The following is a 15,652-nucleotide window of genomic DNA, read 5'->3' on the forward strand; positions in this document are numbered from 1 at the left end:
CCGAACCGCGGTGCATTGGCGCGGTGTGGGAATGAGAGCCGCCCCGCCACACACGTGTATCGTGTGTGGCGGGTCGGCTTTTTTGTGCGCGAATTACGGTGTGATGCCGATGCTGTCGACGCGATCGGGGTAGAACGCGAGGTAGCCTGCAATGGCCGACACGGCCGGGTAGGGGGACTCATAGGTCCAGACGGCATTCTCTGCGCGCGCCCCGCCGGCGGGGATGCTGTAGTAGGCGGCATCCCCCTTGTAGGGACAGTAGCTGCCATGTGAGGTGCGCGACAGTTCAGACATGTCCACGTCCTCGCGCGGCACGTACTGAACAGCGGGATAGGCTGCTTCCTGAAGCGTCAGCGCGTTTCGGGTATCGGCAATCACTTTGCCCGCGACGGTGACAACCACTCGGCCGCCCTGGCGGGTGATGGTGATTGGGTGGTCGGGGCCGGGAATCTTGACGGGTTTGTCTGGCATGGGGGCCTCATCTGGCTGGCACAGCGAAAAAACTGGCGCGGCAACGTTGCCGCGCCTTGCGCTGACATCGACATACGGACGAACAGGAACCTCATGCCGCCAGCGCCAATGATGAAAAAACCGCCACGGAGGGTGACGTGAGGCCAGAAGAGAGGGATCCTTGGCCTCGGAGGAAAAGATAGCAAGCGCCATCGTTCCAGAAAAGCGTTCTCACGGAACACACTTTTCGAGGGCGTAAAACAATAGCCCCGTCACGGTTTCGTGACGGGGCTATTGTTCTTGATCTTGCCGTGACTTTGCGCGCCGGATGCGACTTCAGGTGCCAGATTGCTCTTCGATCCAGAGCGACAGCCGGACCTTGTAGGCTTGCTGGATATGGCGCCGCGCGATCTGCTCGGCCTGCTCGGGGTCACGGGCTTCCAGCGCCTGGACCAGCGCCATGTGTTCCTCATACGATCCGCGCGCGCGGCCTGGGACGGCCAGCGTGGAGCGCCCCAGCAGTGCCATGGATTCGTGCAGCGAGCGGAGCGTCTTCAGCAGATAGCGATTGTGGGCGCAGCGGTGCAGCGTCTCGTGGAACAGGCGGTTGTTCATCGCCAGCTTGTCGGGGTCCTCGGCGAACGAGAGGTCGCGTTCGACGATATCGCGCAGCAGCGAGATCTCCACGTCGGTGGCGTGGCGTGCGGCCAGCGCCGCGGCGGTGGACTCGAGCACCTCTCGCATGACGTAGAGTTCGCTGACCATGCTGGCGTCGAGGCGCGTCACGATCATGCCCCGATTGGGCTCGTTGACAACAAGCCCTTCCGACTCGAGTCGCGACAGCGCCTCGCGCACCGGCGTGCGCGACAGGCCCAGGGATTCCGCGAGTTCGACTTCTCTCAGGCGGGTGCCGGGCGGCAGTTGACCTGCCTGGATGGCCGATCGCAACTGTTGATAGGCGCGCTCGGAGCGTGGCAGCGAGGCGTTTTGATCGCCGTCGGAGCTGGCGACGAGGTCCGTAGGAAGCATGGAGTCGTGAAGTGGGGATCAGTAACTGCGCCGCAGGCGGCGAAGTTCGCTATTCAATCAACTGGTTAATGATGTGAGACAACCCAGGGCCATCCGGTGGCCGTCGCGCGTTCCTGCCAGCACGGCTGGAACGGGAATGGACAGAGACGGCATCAGGAAGAAGGAGATTCTACCTCGCATGCCGGTCTTCGGACCTCCAGGCGCAATATACGCCCCATCATGCCGCGGTTAGTCCTGTTGTGCCTGGCTAGGGATTCAGCGGTGTCTGAAGCGCGCTCATGCCTAGACTCGTCAGTCCCAGGCGCCCGCGCACGCCCAACTTGCGATAGACGCTGGCGACCCGGCGGCGCATGTCGTCGGCCGCCACACCAAGGCGTCTGGCAATCTGCATCTCGGTGGCGGATGTCAGCAGCAGCAGAAACACCTCCCGCTCGTAGGGATCGAGCAGCCCCAGAAGGTCTGGCGGCAAGAGATATGCGCACGCTGGCTGCCGAAGGATCGTGACATCGCGCGCGGTGCCGAGTCGCATTTGATGTGATGCCAGCCAGCGTGCCGACCACGAGAAGTGAATATCACTTCCGTCCCGGTGCCGGTAACGGTTCTCGAAGCCGGTGCGTTTGTGGCCGGCCAGCACCTCGCCGGCTTCCTTGATGGTGCGATCGCGGTCGCGCTGGACCACGAGTTCGAGCATGGTTTGTCCGATGAGATCGGACTGCGCAAAGCCCAGCGAATCGTTACATTGAGGGTTTACGTACCGGATGATGCCGGTCTTGTCGACGAGGAAGACGGTATCTGGCTGGGCATCCGCCAAGGCATGGATGGTGTCTTCCGACAGGATGGGATTTGCCATGGGGCGATCAACCGGACACGGAGAAATCACCGCAGGGCAGATTACATGTCGCCATGGATTGCTGCCCCAGATGAACGTCGATGTGCGGATCGTAGCGCAAACGGATGCGGATCGAAACGAAAAAAAGCCGGCCTTCAGGCCTAATTTCCAGCCTTCGATGATCCGGGATCATCTGGTGGCAGGCGAACCCGTGGAGGCCCTGTCGGGTTGGCCCGTGCCGCCCATGCTGGCGCAACGGCTCTATCCGCATTGACGCTTGCTGTCCCGCCGAACGCAGGTATTCAGTGAATGGCTGGCGAGCGAGCTGGCACAGCATATCTAGTTGGCGGGGCCCGCATTCTCCGTAGCATCCCCGCCCGGCCGCGCGTTCGGCGCGTTTCGGCGGCTAGTGCGCTGGTGGTTCGATGCCTGCCGCGCGGGCACGCCGTCGCCGCGACAGCATATTCAGCCCCTCGACCGCGCTCGAGAACGCCATCGCCGTATAGATATAGCCCTTGGGCACGTGGTGGCCGAGGCCATCAGCGATCAGCGTCATGCCGATCATGATCAGGAACGCCAGCGCCAGCATGACGATGGTTGGGTTCTGATTAATGAAGTTCGCCAGCGGCGTGGCGGCCACCAGCATCACCACCACTGCGGCAATCACGGCCACGAACATGATCGGCACATGGTCGGTCATGCCGACCGCCGTGATGATGCTGTCGATCGAGAAGACCAGGTCCAGCACCAGGATCTGGCCGATCGCGGCGGCGAAACCTGGAGCGGCGCTCCGAGCGCTCTCGGCATTCTCATACTCGGTCTCGGGCGACACATGCTGGTGAATCTCACGTGTGGCTTTCCAGACCAGGAAAGCGCCCCCGGCGATCAGGATCATGTCGCGCCAGGAAATTCCCTTGCCGAGCACCGTGAACACCGGCTCGGTCAGCGCCACGATGACCGCGATCGTGGCCAGTAGCGCCAGTCGCATGATCAGCGCCAGGCCGATGCCGATACGCCGTGCCTTTTCGCGGATCTGCTCGGGAAGCTTGTTGGTGAGGATCGAGATGAAGATCAGGTTGTCGATGCCAAGCACGATTTCCATGGCCACCAGGGTGGCCAATGCGGCCCAGGCGGCCGGATCGCGCAGCAGTGCGAGCAGCGTTTCCATGCGAACTCCTTGATGGGGTGGGCTTGGGCCGCTGGCCCGCAAGCGGACGACTGTCGACATGGTAGCGCACAGCTTGAGGCTGGCGTAACCGGTACAGCAAAGATTGAGGTTGTCGAACGGCGATTGTGAAATATAGTATGTGATATATCAAAATTAACCATCATTCAGCAATCACAACCATCGAGGAGACAACCGATGAAGATTTGTATCTACGGCGCGGGCGCGATCGGCGGCTACATGGGCGCGCAATTGGCACTGGCCGGGGCGGACGTCAGTTTCATCGCCCGCGGGCCCCATCTGGCGGCGATGCAGACAAACGGCGTGCGGCTGTTGATCGAAGGCGAGGAACGGGTGGCCAAGGTCCGTTGCGCCAGCGATCCGCGCGAACTCGGCCCGCAAGACTATGTGTTCATCACGCTCAAGGCGCACCAGGTGCCTGGGGTGGTGGACCTGATGCAGCCGCTGCTCGGGCCGGACACTGCGGTGGTGACCGGCGTCAACGGCATCCCGTATTGGTACTTCCATCAGCACGGCGGCGAGTTCGCGGGGCGCACGCTGGAAAGCGTCGATCCTGGCGCCCGCCAATGGAATGGGCTGGGCCCCGAGCGTGCCATCGGCTGTGTGCTGTATCCAGCCGCCGAAATCATTGCGCCGGGCGTGATCAAGCATGTCTATGGCAAGAAGTTCCCGATCGGGGAGCCGGACGGCACCCGCTCGGAGCGCGTGACCCGTCTGGCAGAGATGATGGCGCGGGCGGACATGGACGCCCCGGTGCGCGACAACATTCGCGACGAGATCTGGCTCAAGCTCTGGGGCAACCTCTGCTTCAACCCGATCAGCGCCTTGACGCATGCGACGCTCGACATCATTACGTCGGACCCGGCCACGCGGGCGCTGTCGCGCCAGATGATGCTCGAAGCGAAGCACATCGCCGAGAGCTTCGGCGTGCATTTCCGGGTAGACGTCGAACGTCGCATCGACGGTGCCGGTGCGGTTGGCGCCCACAAGACGTCGATGCTGCAGGACCTGGAGGCGGGCAGGGCGATGGAAATCGACCCGCTGCTGACGGTGGTGCAAGAGATGGGCCGAATGATCGGGCAGCCGACACCGATGGTCGACGCGGTGCTCGGACTGATCAAGCAGCGTGACCGGATGGCCCAGGCAGCGCCTTCAGGCGCGGCGCCAATGGCCAAGGCAGCCTGAAACGCGGACGGTCTGCCGGAAATCGGCGACAATCGGCATTGTGGTCAATGTGATATACGATATACGAAAGGTCGGATTCGTCCCTTTCCAGGCCAGAACTCACCGCATGCGGTGGGATTGATGCGCGAAACGCATGGCGTCATGCCAAACTTGACGTCATGCGTCACGCGCCAACCTGGTCCTGAATCGGCGAGTGCCATCGGCGGCCATCTGGGTCGCCGGGGCGCCGGCCATTTACGAGTGCACTCATGTCTGCCCAAAGCCAAACCGACGTCCAGCCGACTTCCGGCCTGACCCTTTCACTGCAGCCGATCAATGCGGGTGCCAGCCTGCGTGACCAGGCCTATGCGATGCTGCGCCAGGCGATTGCCGATGCCGACATCTACCAGTCGCGCGACGAAGTCCGTCTGGACGAGCGCGTGCTGTCCGAAGCGCTCGGCGTCAGTCGCACGCCGATTCGCGAAGCCATGACCTTGCTGGAGCAGGAAGGCTTCCTGCGCACGGTGCCGCGCCGCGGCATCTACATTACGCGCAAGACCAAGCGCGAGATTGTCGAGATGATCCAGGTCTGGGGCGCGCTGGAAAGCATGGCCGCGCGGCTGGCCACGCTGCACGCCAGCGACGAGGAAATCGGCAAGCTGCGGCATATGTTCGACAGCTTCCGCGATGCCACGCCGGCCGAGCATATCGAGGAATACTCCGACGCCAACATCGCCTTCCATCAGGCGATCGTGCAGTTGTCGAAGTCGCAGATCATCATGGACTCGATCAAGAACATCTTTGTCCATGTGCGCGCGATCCGGAAGATGACGATCTCGCAGAGCGACCGCGCCGCGCGCTCGATCGTCGATCACCTGCGCATCATCGAGGCGCTGGAGAAGCGCGATACGGAACTGGCCGAGCGGCTGGTCCGCCAGCATTCGCTGGATCTGGCGGACTACGTCGAGAAGCACTGCGATTTTCTCGATTGAAAGTGGAGAGGGCGCGGAGGTTTAGATCGCGACTTGTCGGTGATCGAGCCGCTGTCCCTGGCCCCTCTCCCCTGGCCCCACTCCCGCATTGCGGGAGCGGGGATAACTGCCAGACCAACCTACCGCATCGCCGCCGCCATCGTATTGCCCAGTTCCGCTGGAGACGCGGCCACGTGAATACCCGCCTCGCGCATTGCTTCGATCTTCGCCTCCGCCGTGCCCGTGCCGCCCGAGATGATGGCGCCAGCATGGCCCATGCGGCGGCCCGGTGGCGCCGTGGTGCCGGCGATGAATCCGACCACGGGTTTGCGGGTGCGCGCGTCGCGCAGGAATTGCGCGGCTTCCTCTTCGGCCGACCCGCCGATCTCGCCGATCATGATGATGCCTTCGGTCTGGTCATCGGCAAGGAACAGTTCCAGGCTGTCGATAAAGTTCGTGCCGTTGACGGGATCTCCGCCGATGCCGATGCAGGTCGATTGTCCAAGCCCCGCTGCCGTGGTTTGCGCCACCGCCTCGTAGGTCAGCGTGCCCGAGCGCGATACCACGCCGATCCGTCCCGGCTTGTGGATGTGCCCCGGCATGATGCCGATCTTGCACTGCCCAGGCGTAATGACGCCCGGGCAGTTGGGCCCGACCAGCCGGCTGGCGGAGCCGCTCAGCGCCCGCTTGACGCGCACCATGTCGATGACGGGAATGCCTTCGGTGATGCAGACGATCAGTCCGATGCCGGCATCCACGGCCTCGAGGATCGCATCGGCGGCGAACGGCGGCGGGACGTAGATGACCGACGCATCGGCGCCGGTGGCATGGGCGGCGGCCGATACGGTATCGAATACCGGCAGCCCCAGATGCGTCTCTCCGCCCTTGCCGGGCGTGACGCCGCCAACCATCTTCGTGCCATAGGCCAATGCCTGCTCCGAGTGGAAGGTGCCTTGGGCGCCCGTGAAACCCTGGCAGATCACGCGCGTATGTTGGTCGATTAGCACGGCCATTTCACTTGCCTCCTTTCTTCTGATGGGCCCGGACCGCGGCCACGACTTTGTCCGCCGCGTCGGCGAGATGATTGGCCGATAGGATCGGCAGTCCCGAATCGCGCAGGATGGTCTTGCCCAGTTCGACATTGGTGCCTTCCAGGCGCACCACCAGCGGCACCGTCAGATCGACATCGCGCGCGGCGGCGATCACGCCTTCGGCAATGACATCGCAGCGCATGATGCCGCCGAAGATGTTGACCAGGATGCCTTCCACCTTGGGGTCGGCCAGGATGAGCCGGAACGCCGCCGTCACGCGCTCCTTGGTGGCGCCACCGCCTACGTCGAGAAAGTTGGCCGGCTCGCCGCCGTAAAGCTTGATGATGTCCATCGTGGCCATCGCCAGCCCCGCGCCATTGACCATGCAGCCGATGTTGCCGTCGAGCCGCACGTAGTTCAGCGCGTGCCTGGCGGCTTCGGTTTCGGCCGGGTCTTCCTCGCTTTCGTCGCGCATCGCTTCGATATCGGGATGCCGGAAAAGGGCGTTGTCGTCGAAGTTGAACTTGGCGTCGAGCGCGATCACGTCGCCGCTGCCTGTCACCACGAGTGGATTGATCTCGACAATCGAGGCATCGAGTTCCGTAAATGCGCGATAGGCGGACAGGATGAAGCGCGTGGCCGCCGCTACCTGCTTGCCGGACAGGCCCAGCCCGAATGCCAGGCGCCGGGCATGGAACGGCTGGATACCACTGGCCGGATCGATCGCCACTTTCAGGATCTTCTCCGGGGTATGCGCGGCAACCTCCTCGATTTCCATGCCGCCTTCCGTGGATGCCATGACGGTGATGCGCGATGTGGCGCGGTCGATCAGCATGCCGAGATAGAGCTCGCGCGCGATGTCGCAGCCTTCCTCGATATATAGCCGCCGCACTTCGCGCCCGGCCGGCCCGGTCTGCTTGGTCACCAGCGTGGCGCCCAGCATCTGCGCGGCGTTTGCCTGCACCTCGTCGATGGACTTCACCACGCGCACGCCGCCCTTGCCGGACGGATCGCCGGCGAACCGGCCCGCGCCGCGTCCACCGGCGTGGATCTGCGACTTCACCACCCAGATGGGGCCGCCCAGCTTGCGTGCGGCCTGCGCAGCCTCTTCGGGGGTGAATGCCACGCAGCCGTTTGGCACGGCGACGTCATAGCGCCGCAGCAGCTCCTTGGCCTGATATTCGTGAATGTTCACGTGTCTCCTCGCTTGTCTGTCACCGTGGCCGCAGGTCGGGGCCCGCCTGTCCGGTTTCACACGGCGTGAAATATGGTATGTGATATATCAAAAAGAAAATCAAGCTGGATTTGATGCTCACGGCAAGTGGAGAAGGCTGTTCCAGGTGGCAGACAGACTTCAGAAGACAATCGCATCAATGCCTTGTCATTGATCGGAAAGCGGCATTTTTCGCGGGTTAACGCCGAATTGGATGGGCGGCTTGCTGCGGTGCGTCGTTGAAAGTCGGCAGCGGCCAGCATTTTGTTCTTGTTGTTTGGTGGTATATCACATACCGTATGTCATCAAGATCGGCTGCTTTCCGAAGCGCAACGATCTGCGATCCGACGATCCAGTCCAAACGAGGAGACAAAGACATGTCCGCTGTCGTATCCACCCGGCCCGAGACCACCACGGCTGAAGACACGCTGAAGCAAAAGTCCCGCGACGCGGGCGTCATATCCGGCGGCCATCTGGTGGCTCGCGCCCTCAAGAACGAGGGGGTGGATACGATCTTCACGCTGTGCGGCGGGCACATCATCGACATCTACGACGGTTGCGTGGATGAGGGCATTCGCATCATCGACGTGCGCCACGAGCAGGTGGCCGCGCACGCAGCAGATGGTTATGCGCGCCAGACCGGCAAGCTCGCCTGCGTTGTGACCACGGCAGGCCCTGGCTGCACGAACGCCGTCACGGGCGTGGCCACCGCGTTCCGTTCGGAAAGCCCGATCATCCATATCGGCGGCCAAGGCGCGCTGTCCCAGCACAAGATGGGATCGCTGCAGGATCTGCCGCACGTGGACATGATGGCGCCGATCACGAAGTTCGCGGCCACCATCCCCAGCACCGAGCGCGTGGCAGACATGATCGCGATGGCCGCCCGCGAGTGCTTCAACGGCGCGCCGGGGCCGGCCTATCTGGAAATCCCGCGCGATGTGCTGGATCGTGAAGTTGATGTATCGCGTGCCGTGATCCCGCGCCCGGGCCACTATCGTGCCTCGACGAAGTCGATCGGCGATCCGCGCGACATCGAAAAACTGGCCGACATCCTCGTCAACGCCGAACGTCCGGCAATTCTCTATGGCCAGCAGGTCTGGACCGCGCGCGGGCATGAGGAAGCCGTCGACCTGCTGCGCGGTCTCGATATTCCCGGCTATTTCAACGGCGCCGCACGTGGCCTGCTGCCTCCGGGCGATCCGCATCACTTCGACCGCACCCGTTCGCAGGCATTCGCCAATGCCGATGTGCTGGTGATCGTCGGCACGCCGTTCGACTTCCGCATGGGCTACGGCAAGCGCATCAGCAAGGAAATCACGCTGGTGCAGATCGACATGGACTACCGCACGGTGGGCAAGAATCGCGAGATCGATCTGGGCCTGGTGGGCGATCCGGGCGCGATTCTTGGCGCGGTGCTGCAGGCGGCCAGTGGCCGGATCAAGAACGATAAGCGCCTGGCGCGCAAGAAGTGGATGGGTCAGTTGACGGAAGCCGAAGCTGTGGCCACGGAAAAGCTGATGCCGCTGTTCAAGTCGGAGAACAAGCCGATTCACCCGTATCGCGTGGCCTACGAACTCAACGAATTCCTGGCCGACAACACGATCTATATCGGCGACGGTGGCGACGTGGTCACGATTTCCGCGCAGGCGGTGCGTCCGCGCCGCCCGGGCCAGTGGATGGACCCGGGCGCGCTCGGGTCGCTCGGTGTCGGTACCGGCTTTGCGATCGCAGCGGGTGTGGCCAATCCAGGCAAGGAAGTGCTCTGCTACTACGGCGATGGATCGTTCGGCATGACCGCGTTCGACATGGAAACGGCCAACCGCTTCGGCGTGCCGTACCTGGCCGTAATCGGCAATAACTCGGCGATGAACCAGATCCGCTACGGCCAGCTTGCCAAGTACGGCGACGACCGTGGCAATGTCGGCAACCTGCTGTCCGACGTGCCGTTCTCCAAGTTCGCCGAGATGCTGGGCGGATACGGCGAGGAGGTGCGCGAGCCGGGCCAGATCGCCGGTGCGCTGCAGCGCGGCCGCGAGTCGATCGCGAAGACCGGCAAGTCCGCCGTCATCAATATCTGGGTGGACCCGCGCGAGTACGCGCCGGGCACCAAGAACCAGACCATGTACAAGTAAAGGCCGGTCGCCAGCACGACATTGCCTCAAGAGAATCCTCAAGGAGACAACGCCATGAACAACAAGGCACTGGAAGGGGTCCGCATTCTGGACATGACGCATGTGCAGGCCGGCCCGTCGGCCACCCAGCTGATGGCCTGGCTGGGTGCCGATGTCATCAAGGTGGAGCTGCCCGGTCGCGGTGACATCACGCGTAGCCAGTTGCGCGATGTTCCGAACGCGGACAGCCTCTACTTCACGATGCTGAACTCGAACAAGCGCAGCCTGACCTTGAACATGAAGACGCCGGAGGGCAAGGCGCTGCTCGAAGACCTGGTGCAGCGCTGCGACGTGCTGGTGGAGAACTTCGGGCCGGGCGTGCTGGATCGCGCCGGGTTCGACTGGGACCGCCTGCAGTCGCTGAATCCGCGCCTGATCTACGCGTCGATCAAGGGCTTCGGCCCCGGCCCGTACGCCGATTGCAAGGCTTACGAGAACGTCGCGCAGTGCATGGGCGGCTCAGCCAGCACCACCGGTAACGAAGACGGCGTGCCGACGGTGACCGGCGCGCAGATCGGCGATTCGGGCACGGGCGTGCATTGCGTGGTCGGCATCCTGGCCGCGCTGCTGCACCGCGAGCAGAGCGGGCGTGGGCAGCGGGTGGAAGTCGCCATGCAGGACTCGGTGCTGAACCTGTGCCGCGTGAAGCTGCGCGATCAGCAGCGGTTGTCGGCCGGGCCGCTCAAGGAGTATCCGAACGACGATTTCCAGGACTACGTGCCGCGCGCCGGGAATGCGTCGGGCGGCGGACAGCCGGGTGCGGCGTTGCGCTGCTCGCCCGGTGGCGCCAACGACTTCGTCTACGTCATCATCCAGCCGCAGGGCTGGGAGCCGCTGATGCGCCTGTGCGGTCGCGAGGATCTGATCACGCATCCGCAGTTCGCCACGCCGGAGGCTCGCCTCAAGTGCCTGGCCGAGTGCTTCTCGATCGTCGAGAAGTGGACGCGGACCAAGAGCAAGTTCGAGGTGATGGCGGCGCTCAATGACGTCGACGTGCCGTGCGGCCCGATCCTGTCGATGAAGGACCTGATCGAGGATCGCTCGCTCTACGAACGCGGCTACATGGTCGAACTCGACCATCCGGAGCGCGGCAGGTACGTGCAGCTCGGCTGCCCGATCTCGCTGTCGGCATCGCCGGTGGAAGTCGAGCGCTCGCCGCTGCTTGGCGAGCATACCGAAGAAATCCTCGAGTGGCTCGGCCGCACGCCGTCGCAGATCGTCGCGCTAAAGGCCGCCGGCGCGGTGTAGCCCCCACACCCTCAACGCAAGCCCTCTCAACCGATCCCGGCGAAGTCCGCAGGCCGCCCGCATCTCCAATGCGTGGCGGGTGGGCCTGCTTTCGCCCTGCGCAGCCCATCCGGGCCGCGTTTTTCGCCTGCCCCTCATTCATGCCTGAACAGATGGAGACCTGACATGGCACATGACAAGGATGCTGTACGCAAGATTCTCGCAATCGCCAAGAAGGAAGGCCGCAATGCGCTGACCGCCCCCGAAGGCAAGCTGGTTTGCGATGCCTATGGCATCTCTGTGCCGGGGGAGGGTGTCGCCAGGTCGCCCACGGGCGCGGTGGAACTGGCCAGCAAGATGGGATACCCGGTGGTTCTCAAGATCGTATCGCCGGACATCCTGCACAAGACCGAAGCCGGTGGTGTGCTGGTGGGGGTGAACTCGGCAGCCGACGTGGAGCGCGGCTATCTGACGATCGTTGAGAACGCGAAGAAGTACAACGCGAACGCGCAGATTGTTGGCGTGCAGGTCCAGCAGATGATCGGCGGCGGGCAGGAGGTGATTATCGGCGCGGTGACCGACCCGTCCTTCGGCAAGCTGGTGGCATTCGGCCTGGGCGGCGTGCTGGTGGAGGTGCTCAAGGACGTGACGTTCCGCATGGCGCCGGCAACCTATGACGATGCGCTGTCGATGCTCGATGGCATCGCTGCGGCGGACGTGCTCAAGGGCGTGCGCGGCGCGGACCCGGCCAATCGCGAGGCGCTGGCCGGGATGATCCAGCGCGTGTCCGAACTCGTGAGTGATTTCCCCGAGATCTCCGAGCTTGACCTGAATCCGGTGTTCGCCAGCAAGGACGGCGCGATTGCCGCCGACGTGCGCATCGTGATCGACGACTCGCCGCAGCCGGAGAAATACCGGCCGAGCCAGGAAGAGATCGTGCGGCAAATGAACCGGATCATGCGGCCCGACACGGTGGCGGTGATCGGCGCATCGGCCGAGGACGGCAAGATCGGCAACTCGGTCATGAAGAACCTGATCAATGGCGGCTATCAGGGCAAGATCTACCCGATCCACCCGAAGGCCGACGAGATCATGGGCATGACGGCCTACAAGAGCGTGCTCGACGTGCCGGGCGATGTCGATGTGGCGGTCTTCGCCATTCCGGCCAAGTTCGTCGCGCAGGCATTGGAGGAGGTCGGCAAGAAGGGTATTCCGGGTGCGGTGCTGATTCCGTCCGGATTCGCCGAGACCGGCAATGTGGAGGGCCAGGAAGAGATCGTCGCCATCGCTCGCAAACACAATATCCGGCTGATGGGGCCGAACATCTACGGCTTCTACTATACGCCGAAAAACCTGTGCGCGACGTTCTGCACACCGTACGACGTCAAGGGCAAGGCCGCGCTGTCGTCGCAGTCGGGCGGTATTGGCATGGCGATCATCGGGTTCTCGCGCTCGGCCAAGATGGGCGTGTCCGCGATTGTCGGGCTCGGCAACAAATCCGATATCGACGAGGACGATCTGCTCACGTTCTTCGAGCAGGACGACAACACCGAGATCATCGCCCAGCACTGTGAGGACCTGAAGGATGGCCGGTCGTTCGCCGAAGTGGCTCGTCGCGTCTCGAAGAAGAAGCCGGTGGTGGTGCTGAAGGCAGGCCGCACCAGCCTTGGCGCGCGCGCCGCAAGCTCGCACACGGGCGCGCTGGCAGGCAATGACAAGATCTACGAGGACGTCTTCAAGCAAGCAGGCGTGATCCGCGCCCGCTCGCTGCGCGACTTGCTCGAGTTCGCGCGCGGCATTCCAAAGCTGCCGACGCCGACGGGCGAGAACGTGGTCATCATCACCGGCGCGGGTGGCTCGGGCGTGCTGCTGTCCGATGCGTGCGTGGACAACGGACTGTCGCTGATGACGATGCCCGATGACCTGGACGCGGCGTTCCGCAAGTTCATCCCGCCGTTCGGCGCGGCCGGCAATCCGGTGGACATCACCGGCGGCGAGCCGCCCTCCACGTACAAGAACACGATCAAGCTCGGCCTGGAAGATCCGCGTATCCACGCGATCATCCTCGGCTACTGGCACACGATCATCACGCCGCCGATGGTCTTTGCCAAGCTCGTGGTCGAGGTGAAAGAGGAAATGCGCGCGAAGGGCATCGAGAAGCCGATCGTCGCGTCTCTGGCCGGTGACGTGCAGGTCGAGGAGGCTGCGGAATACCTGTACGAGCACGGCGTGCCGGCCTATGCGTACTCAACGGAGATTCCGGTGGCGGTGCTCGGCGCAAAGTACAAGTGGGCGCGAGGGGCGGGCAAGATCTGACGCGTTCGGTTGTTCGTACGGCTGCCTCTTTCCCTCTCGCGCTGGCGTGAGAGGGAAAGAGGGCCAGCGCTTCCATTGCCAAGGCCCTCGACATGACAGCCCACGTCGAGGGCTTCTTCTTTTTTCATAAGGAGCCCCCATGCAGCAAACCTGGATTCGCTTCCGCAGCCCACGCGGAGACACTGGCTTCGGCCTCGTCGATGGCGATCGCGTCATCGTCTACGACGGCCCCGGCTACACCGGCTCGAAGCCCACCGGCGCCGTGCTGCCCCGCGACGAAGTGCACCTGCTGGCGCCGTGCGAGCCGGGGAAGATCGTCGCGCTATGGAACAACTTCCACGCGCTGGCGCGCAAGCTCGAGAAGCCCGTGCCGCTGCATCCGTTGTTCCTGATGAAGCCGGCCAGTTCGCTGGCCGGGCCTGGCGATGCCATCGAGCGACCCGCCAGCTATCGCGGCAAGATTGTCTATGAAGGCGAGCTTGGGATCGTTATCGGACGCAAATGCCGCAATGTGGGCGTGTCGGAGGCGGGCTCGCACATCTTCGGCTACACGGTGGTCAACGATGTCACCGCGGCCGAATTGATCACCGAAGACCCGAACTTCCCGCAGTGGACGCGGGCCAAGGGTTACGACACGTTCGGCTGCCTGGGGCCGGGCATCGTCACCGGCTTCGACTGGCGCGCAGCCAGCGTCGTAACGCGGCTCGATGGCGTGGAGCGGCAGAACTATCCGCTCGCCGACATGGTCTTTTCGCCGGAAGAACAGGTCAGCCGGATCTCACAGGATCTGACGCTGACGCCCGGCGACGTGATTGCCTGCGGTACGTCGCTCGGTGTCGGATCGATGAAGGACGGCGCAGTGGTCGAGGTGTCGATCGCCGGGATCGGCGCTCTGGTCAACCACGTGAAGGGATAGCCGAAGAACGGCAAAAGGCCCCGCGCGGGGTAATGCCGTTCCGCTAAGGGTCTGTCTGAAGAACCGGACGTTGTGGCGCTTAGGCAGGGCCTTAACCACACGGGGGCATATACGCCCCCGTCGCTTTTGGATGATCGCCAACTGAAGTTTGACGCGCATGCGCTGCAGATGGGCCGGCAGCTTGCCTGAGCCATGCTGGCGGCCCAGATTGGTTCTCTCTCGACTTTCTTCTGCACCCTGCCCGTATGCAGGTCGAGCAATAACAATCAGGCGGGGAGGGTAGTGGAATCCAATTGGTAGGGAAATAGCATTTATCCGGTTTTGCCCTGGACCTTGCTCTGCACTCAACTGAGGCTGGAATCACATTTCCGGTACCGTAATTTGCGGGTAGCGTTCGATGCGCGGGAGTGCAAATCGTCGCTGGATGTTGGCTCCTTGCAGTTGATTCGATCACGCTGACAACGGAGCAGGAAGCATGGCGGGTGTGCTGGGTGAGCTGAAGGCGTACGGAGAGGAGGCGCTGCGCAATGCAGTGGCCGTGACGGTTACCGGGCGGCAGTCGTACTTCCTCAAGGTGCCAGGATCCGCCAGTGCCGCGGGGTTGTCAGTGGTGTCATTCGAGGCAATGGAGCGCCTGGGCGAGCCCTATCAAGTCCGGGTACGACTTACACATCCGCTGCAGTTGGACCGGGCTGAGTACCTGAACCGGGACGCCACCTTCGTCATCGCTGCGGGCGACGACGGTGAGCCGCGCAAGCTCGCGGGCTGGATCTCAGAGTTCTCGAAGACCCGCCAGAGCCCTGACTTCTGCGCCTACGAGATGGTCGTGGTGCCGCAGGTCGTGCGGCTGAGCCTGACGAAGCGCGGCCGCATTTACCAGCAGAAGAGCGCCCCGCAGATTATCGATGGCATCCTGCGTGACCATGAGTTGAAGGGTCATGAGTTCGCTTTCAAGACCCGGCGCACCTATCTAAACGCCCCGGTGAAAGACATCAAGGGCGACATGAACTTCGGGTTCTCCGAGTAAGGCAGCGCATGGCGACGACCCCGGCGACCCCGTCTCTGCCACCACTGAAGCCATTGCGCTTCACGTTCCCGTTCCGCAAGAAGGGCAATGGCACCGCATCCGTCGAGATTACGGACGAGCAC

At 63.4% G+C, this 15,652-nt stretch carries 13 protein-coding genes and 4 pseudogenes; 9 read left to right on the forward strand and 8 right to left on the reverse strand.

Translation table 11 applies throughout. The features are described 5' to 3' along the window. Nucleotides 1-93: 93 nt before the first annotated feature. From RN01_RS26675 to RN01_RS26685, 3 genes are all read right to left on the reverse strand, one after another. Nucleotides 94-471, reverse strand: coding sequence for a DUF427 domain-containing protein (locus tag RN01_RS26675; RefSeq protein ID WP_024569884.1), 378 nt, complete (start codon nucleotides 469-471; stop codon nucleotides 94-96). A gap of 315 nt (nucleotides 472-786) precedes the next feature. Next, nucleotides 787-1,479, reverse strand: coding sequence for a GntR family transcriptional regulator (locus RN01_RS26680; protein ID WP_017513515.1), 693 nt, complete (start codon nucleotides 1,477-1,479; stop codon nucleotides 787-789). Between the two features lie 247 nt (nucleotides 1,480-1,726). Next, nucleotides 1,727-2,329, reverse strand: a complete 603-nt coding sequence (locus RN01_RS26685; RefSeq protein ID WP_017513514.1) for a PAS domain S-box protein — start codon at nucleotides 2,327-2,329, stop codon at nucleotides 1,727-1,729. A gap of 70 nt (nucleotides 2,330-2,399) precedes the next feature. Here RN01_RS26685 and RN01_RS26690 point away from each other — a divergent pair, with 70 nt between their 5' ends. Next, nucleotides 2,400-2,582: a hypothetical protein gene (locus tag RN01_RS26690; protein ID WP_128646611.1), complete on the forward strand. Its 183-nt coding sequence runs from the start codon at nucleotides 2,400-2,402 to the stop codon at nucleotides 2,580-2,582. 132 nt (nucleotides 2,583-2,714) lie between these two features. Here RN01_RS26690 and RN01_RS26695 read toward each other — a convergent pair whose 3' ends face one another. Then, nucleotides 2,715-3,476, reverse strand: coding sequence for a TerC family protein (locus RN01_RS26695; protein ID WP_017513512.1), 762 nt, complete (start codon nucleotides 3,474-3,476; stop codon nucleotides 2,715-2,717). A 195-nt stretch (nucleotides 3,477-3,671) separates the two neighbouring features. On the opposite strand from RN01_RS26695, the gene RN01_RS26700 reads away from it, so the two are divergent. Both RN01_RS26700 and RN01_RS26705 read left to right on the forward strand, forming a co-directional pair. Next, on the forward strand, nucleotides 3,672-4,679 hold the full coding sequence (locus RN01_RS26700) for a 2-dehydropantoate 2-reductase (RefSeq protein ID WP_017513511.1): 1,008 nt from the start codon (nucleotides 3,672-3,674) through the stop codon (nucleotides 4,677-4,679). A 248-nt stretch (nucleotides 4,680-4,927) separates the two neighbouring features. After that, nucleotides 4,928-5,650: a GntR family transcriptional regulator gene (locus tag RN01_RS26705; RefSeq protein ID WP_008652314.1), complete on the forward strand. Its 723-nt coding sequence runs from the start codon at nucleotides 4,928-4,930 to the stop codon at nucleotides 5,648-5,650. A 119-nt stretch (nucleotides 5,651-5,769) separates the two neighbouring features. On the opposite strand, the gene sucD is transcribed toward RN01_RS26705, so the two are convergent. The 3 genes from sucD to RN01_RS34115 are packed head-to-tail and all read right to left on the reverse strand — an operon-like array spanning nucleotide 5,770 to nucleotide 8,136. Continuing rightward, on the reverse strand, nucleotides 5,770-6,642 hold the full coding sequence (gene sucD / locus RN01_RS26710; RefSeq protein WP_008652312.1) for a succinate--CoA ligase subunit alpha: 873 nt from the start codon (nucleotides 6,640-6,642) through the stop codon (nucleotides 5,770-5,772). Nucleotide 6,643: 1 nt separating this feature from the next. Then, on the reverse strand, nucleotides 6,644-7,855 hold the full coding sequence (gene sucC / locus RN01_RS26715) for an ADP-forming succinate--CoA ligase subunit beta (RefSeq protein ID WP_017513510.1): 1,212 nt from the start codon (nucleotides 7,853-7,855) through the stop codon (nucleotides 6,644-6,646). A 56-nt stretch (nucleotides 7,856-7,911) separates the two neighbouring features. After that, nucleotides 7,912-8,136: a hypothetical protein gene (locus RN01_RS34115; RefSeq protein ID WP_128646609.1), complete on the reverse strand. Its 225-nt coding sequence runs from the start codon at nucleotides 8,134-8,136 to the stop codon at nucleotides 7,912-7,914. 114 nt (nucleotides 8,137-8,250) lie between these two features. On the opposite strand from RN01_RS34115, the pseudogene RN01_RS35090 reads away from it, so the two are divergent. Next, nucleotides 8,251-9,273 (forward strand): annotated as a pseudogene (locus RN01_RS35090) (thiamine pyrophosphate-binding protein); the annotation flags it as partial. A gap of 87 nt (nucleotides 9,274-9,360) precedes the next feature. Here the strand turns inward: RN01_RS35090 and RN01_RS35095 are convergent. Continuing rightward, nucleotides 9,361-9,426 (reverse strand): annotated as a pseudogene (locus RN01_RS35095) (hypothetical protein); the annotation flags it as partial. A gap of 72 nt (nucleotides 9,427-9,498) precedes the next feature. On the opposite strand from RN01_RS35095, the pseudogene RN01_RS35100 reads away from it, so the two are divergent. The 5 genes and pseudogenes from RN01_RS35100 to RN01_RS26740 form a co-directional block, all read left to right on the forward strand. Next, nucleotides 9,499-10,005 (forward strand): annotated as a pseudogene (locus RN01_RS35100) (thiamine pyrophosphate-dependent enzyme); the annotation flags it as partial. 54 nt (nucleotides 10,006-10,059) lie between these two features. Continuing rightward, nucleotides 10,060-11,292 carry a formyl-CoA transferase gene (gene frc / locus RN01_RS26725; RefSeq protein WP_011518843.1) on the forward strand — a complete coding sequence of 411 codons (1,233 nt, stop codon included), beginning with the start codon at nucleotides 10,060-10,062 and terminating at the stop codon, nucleotides 11,290-11,292. A 165-nt stretch (nucleotides 11,293-11,457) separates the two neighbouring features. Beyond that, entirely contained in the window at nucleotides 11,458-13,587 is a 2,130-nt protein-coding gene (locus RN01_RS26730; protein ID WP_011518844.1) for an acetate--CoA ligase family protein, read from the forward strand. A gap of 139 nt (nucleotides 13,588-13,726) precedes the next feature. Next, nucleotides 13,727-14,503: a fumarylacetoacetate hydrolase family protein gene (locus RN01_RS26735; RefSeq protein WP_024569882.1), complete on the forward strand. Its 777-nt coding sequence runs from the start codon at nucleotides 13,727-13,729 to the stop codon at nucleotides 14,501-14,503. Nucleotides 14,504-14,978: 475 nt separating this feature from the next. Then, nucleotides 14,979-15,473 (forward strand): annotated as a pseudogene (locus RN01_RS26740) (contractile injection system protein, VgrG/Pvc8 family); the annotation flags it as partial. Nucleotides 15,474-15,652 lie beyond the last annotated feature (179 nt).

The sequence above is a fragment of the Cupriavidus sp. SHE genome (assembly GCF_000812445.1).
Lineage (GTDB): Bacteria > Pseudomonadota > Gammaproteobacteria > Burkholderiales > Burkholderiaceae > Cupriavidus > Cupriavidus metallidurans.

Excerpts from the sequence above, each read along its gene's own strand:
- RN01_RS26675 (WP_024569884.1), bottom strand. The coding sequence starts at position 471 with ATGCCAGACAAACCCGTCAAGATTCCCGGCCCCGACCACCCAATCACC.
- RN01_RS26680 (WP_017513515.1), bottom strand. The coding sequence starts at position 1,479 with ATGCTTCCTACGGACCTCGTCGCCAGCTCCGACGGCGATCAAAACGCC.
- RN01_RS26685 (WP_017513514.1), bottom strand. The coding sequence starts at position 2,329 with ATGGCAAATCCCATCCTGTCGGAAGACACCATCCATGCCTTGGCGGAT.
- RN01_RS26690 (WP_128646611.1), top strand. The coding sequence starts at position 2,400 with ATGAACGTCGATGTGCGGATCGTAGCGCAAACGGATGCGGATCGAAAC.
- RN01_RS26695 (WP_017513512.1), bottom strand. The coding sequence starts at position 3,476 with ATGGAAACGCTGCTCGCACTGCTGCGCGATCCGGCCGCCTGGGCCGCA.
- RN01_RS26700 (WP_017513511.1), top strand. The coding sequence starts at position 3,672 with ATGAAGATTTGTATCTACGGCGCGGGCGCGATCGGCGGCTACATGGGC.
- RN01_RS26705 (WP_008652314.1), top strand. The coding sequence starts at position 4,928 with ATGTCTGCCCAAAGCCAAACCGACGTCCAGCCGACTTCCGGCCTGACC.
- sucD (WP_008652312.1), bottom strand. The coding sequence starts at position 6,642 with ATGGCCGTGCTAATCGACCAACATACGCGCGTGATCTGCCAGGGTTTC.
- RN01_RS34115 (WP_128646609.1), bottom strand. The coding sequence starts at position 8,136 with ATGCTGGCCGCTGCCGACTTTCAACGACGCACCGCAGCAAGCCGCCCA.
- frc (WP_011518843.1), top strand. The coding sequence starts at position 10,060 with ATGAACAACAAGGCACTGGAAGGGGTCCGCATTCTGGACATGACGCAT.
- RN01_RS26730 (WP_011518844.1), top strand. The coding sequence starts at position 11,458 with ATGGCACATGACAAGGATGCTGTACGCAAGATTCTCGCAATCGCCAAG.
- RN01_RS26735 (WP_024569882.1), top strand. The coding sequence starts at position 13,727 with ATGCAGCAAACCTGGATTCGCTTCCGCAGCCCACGCGGAGACACTGGC.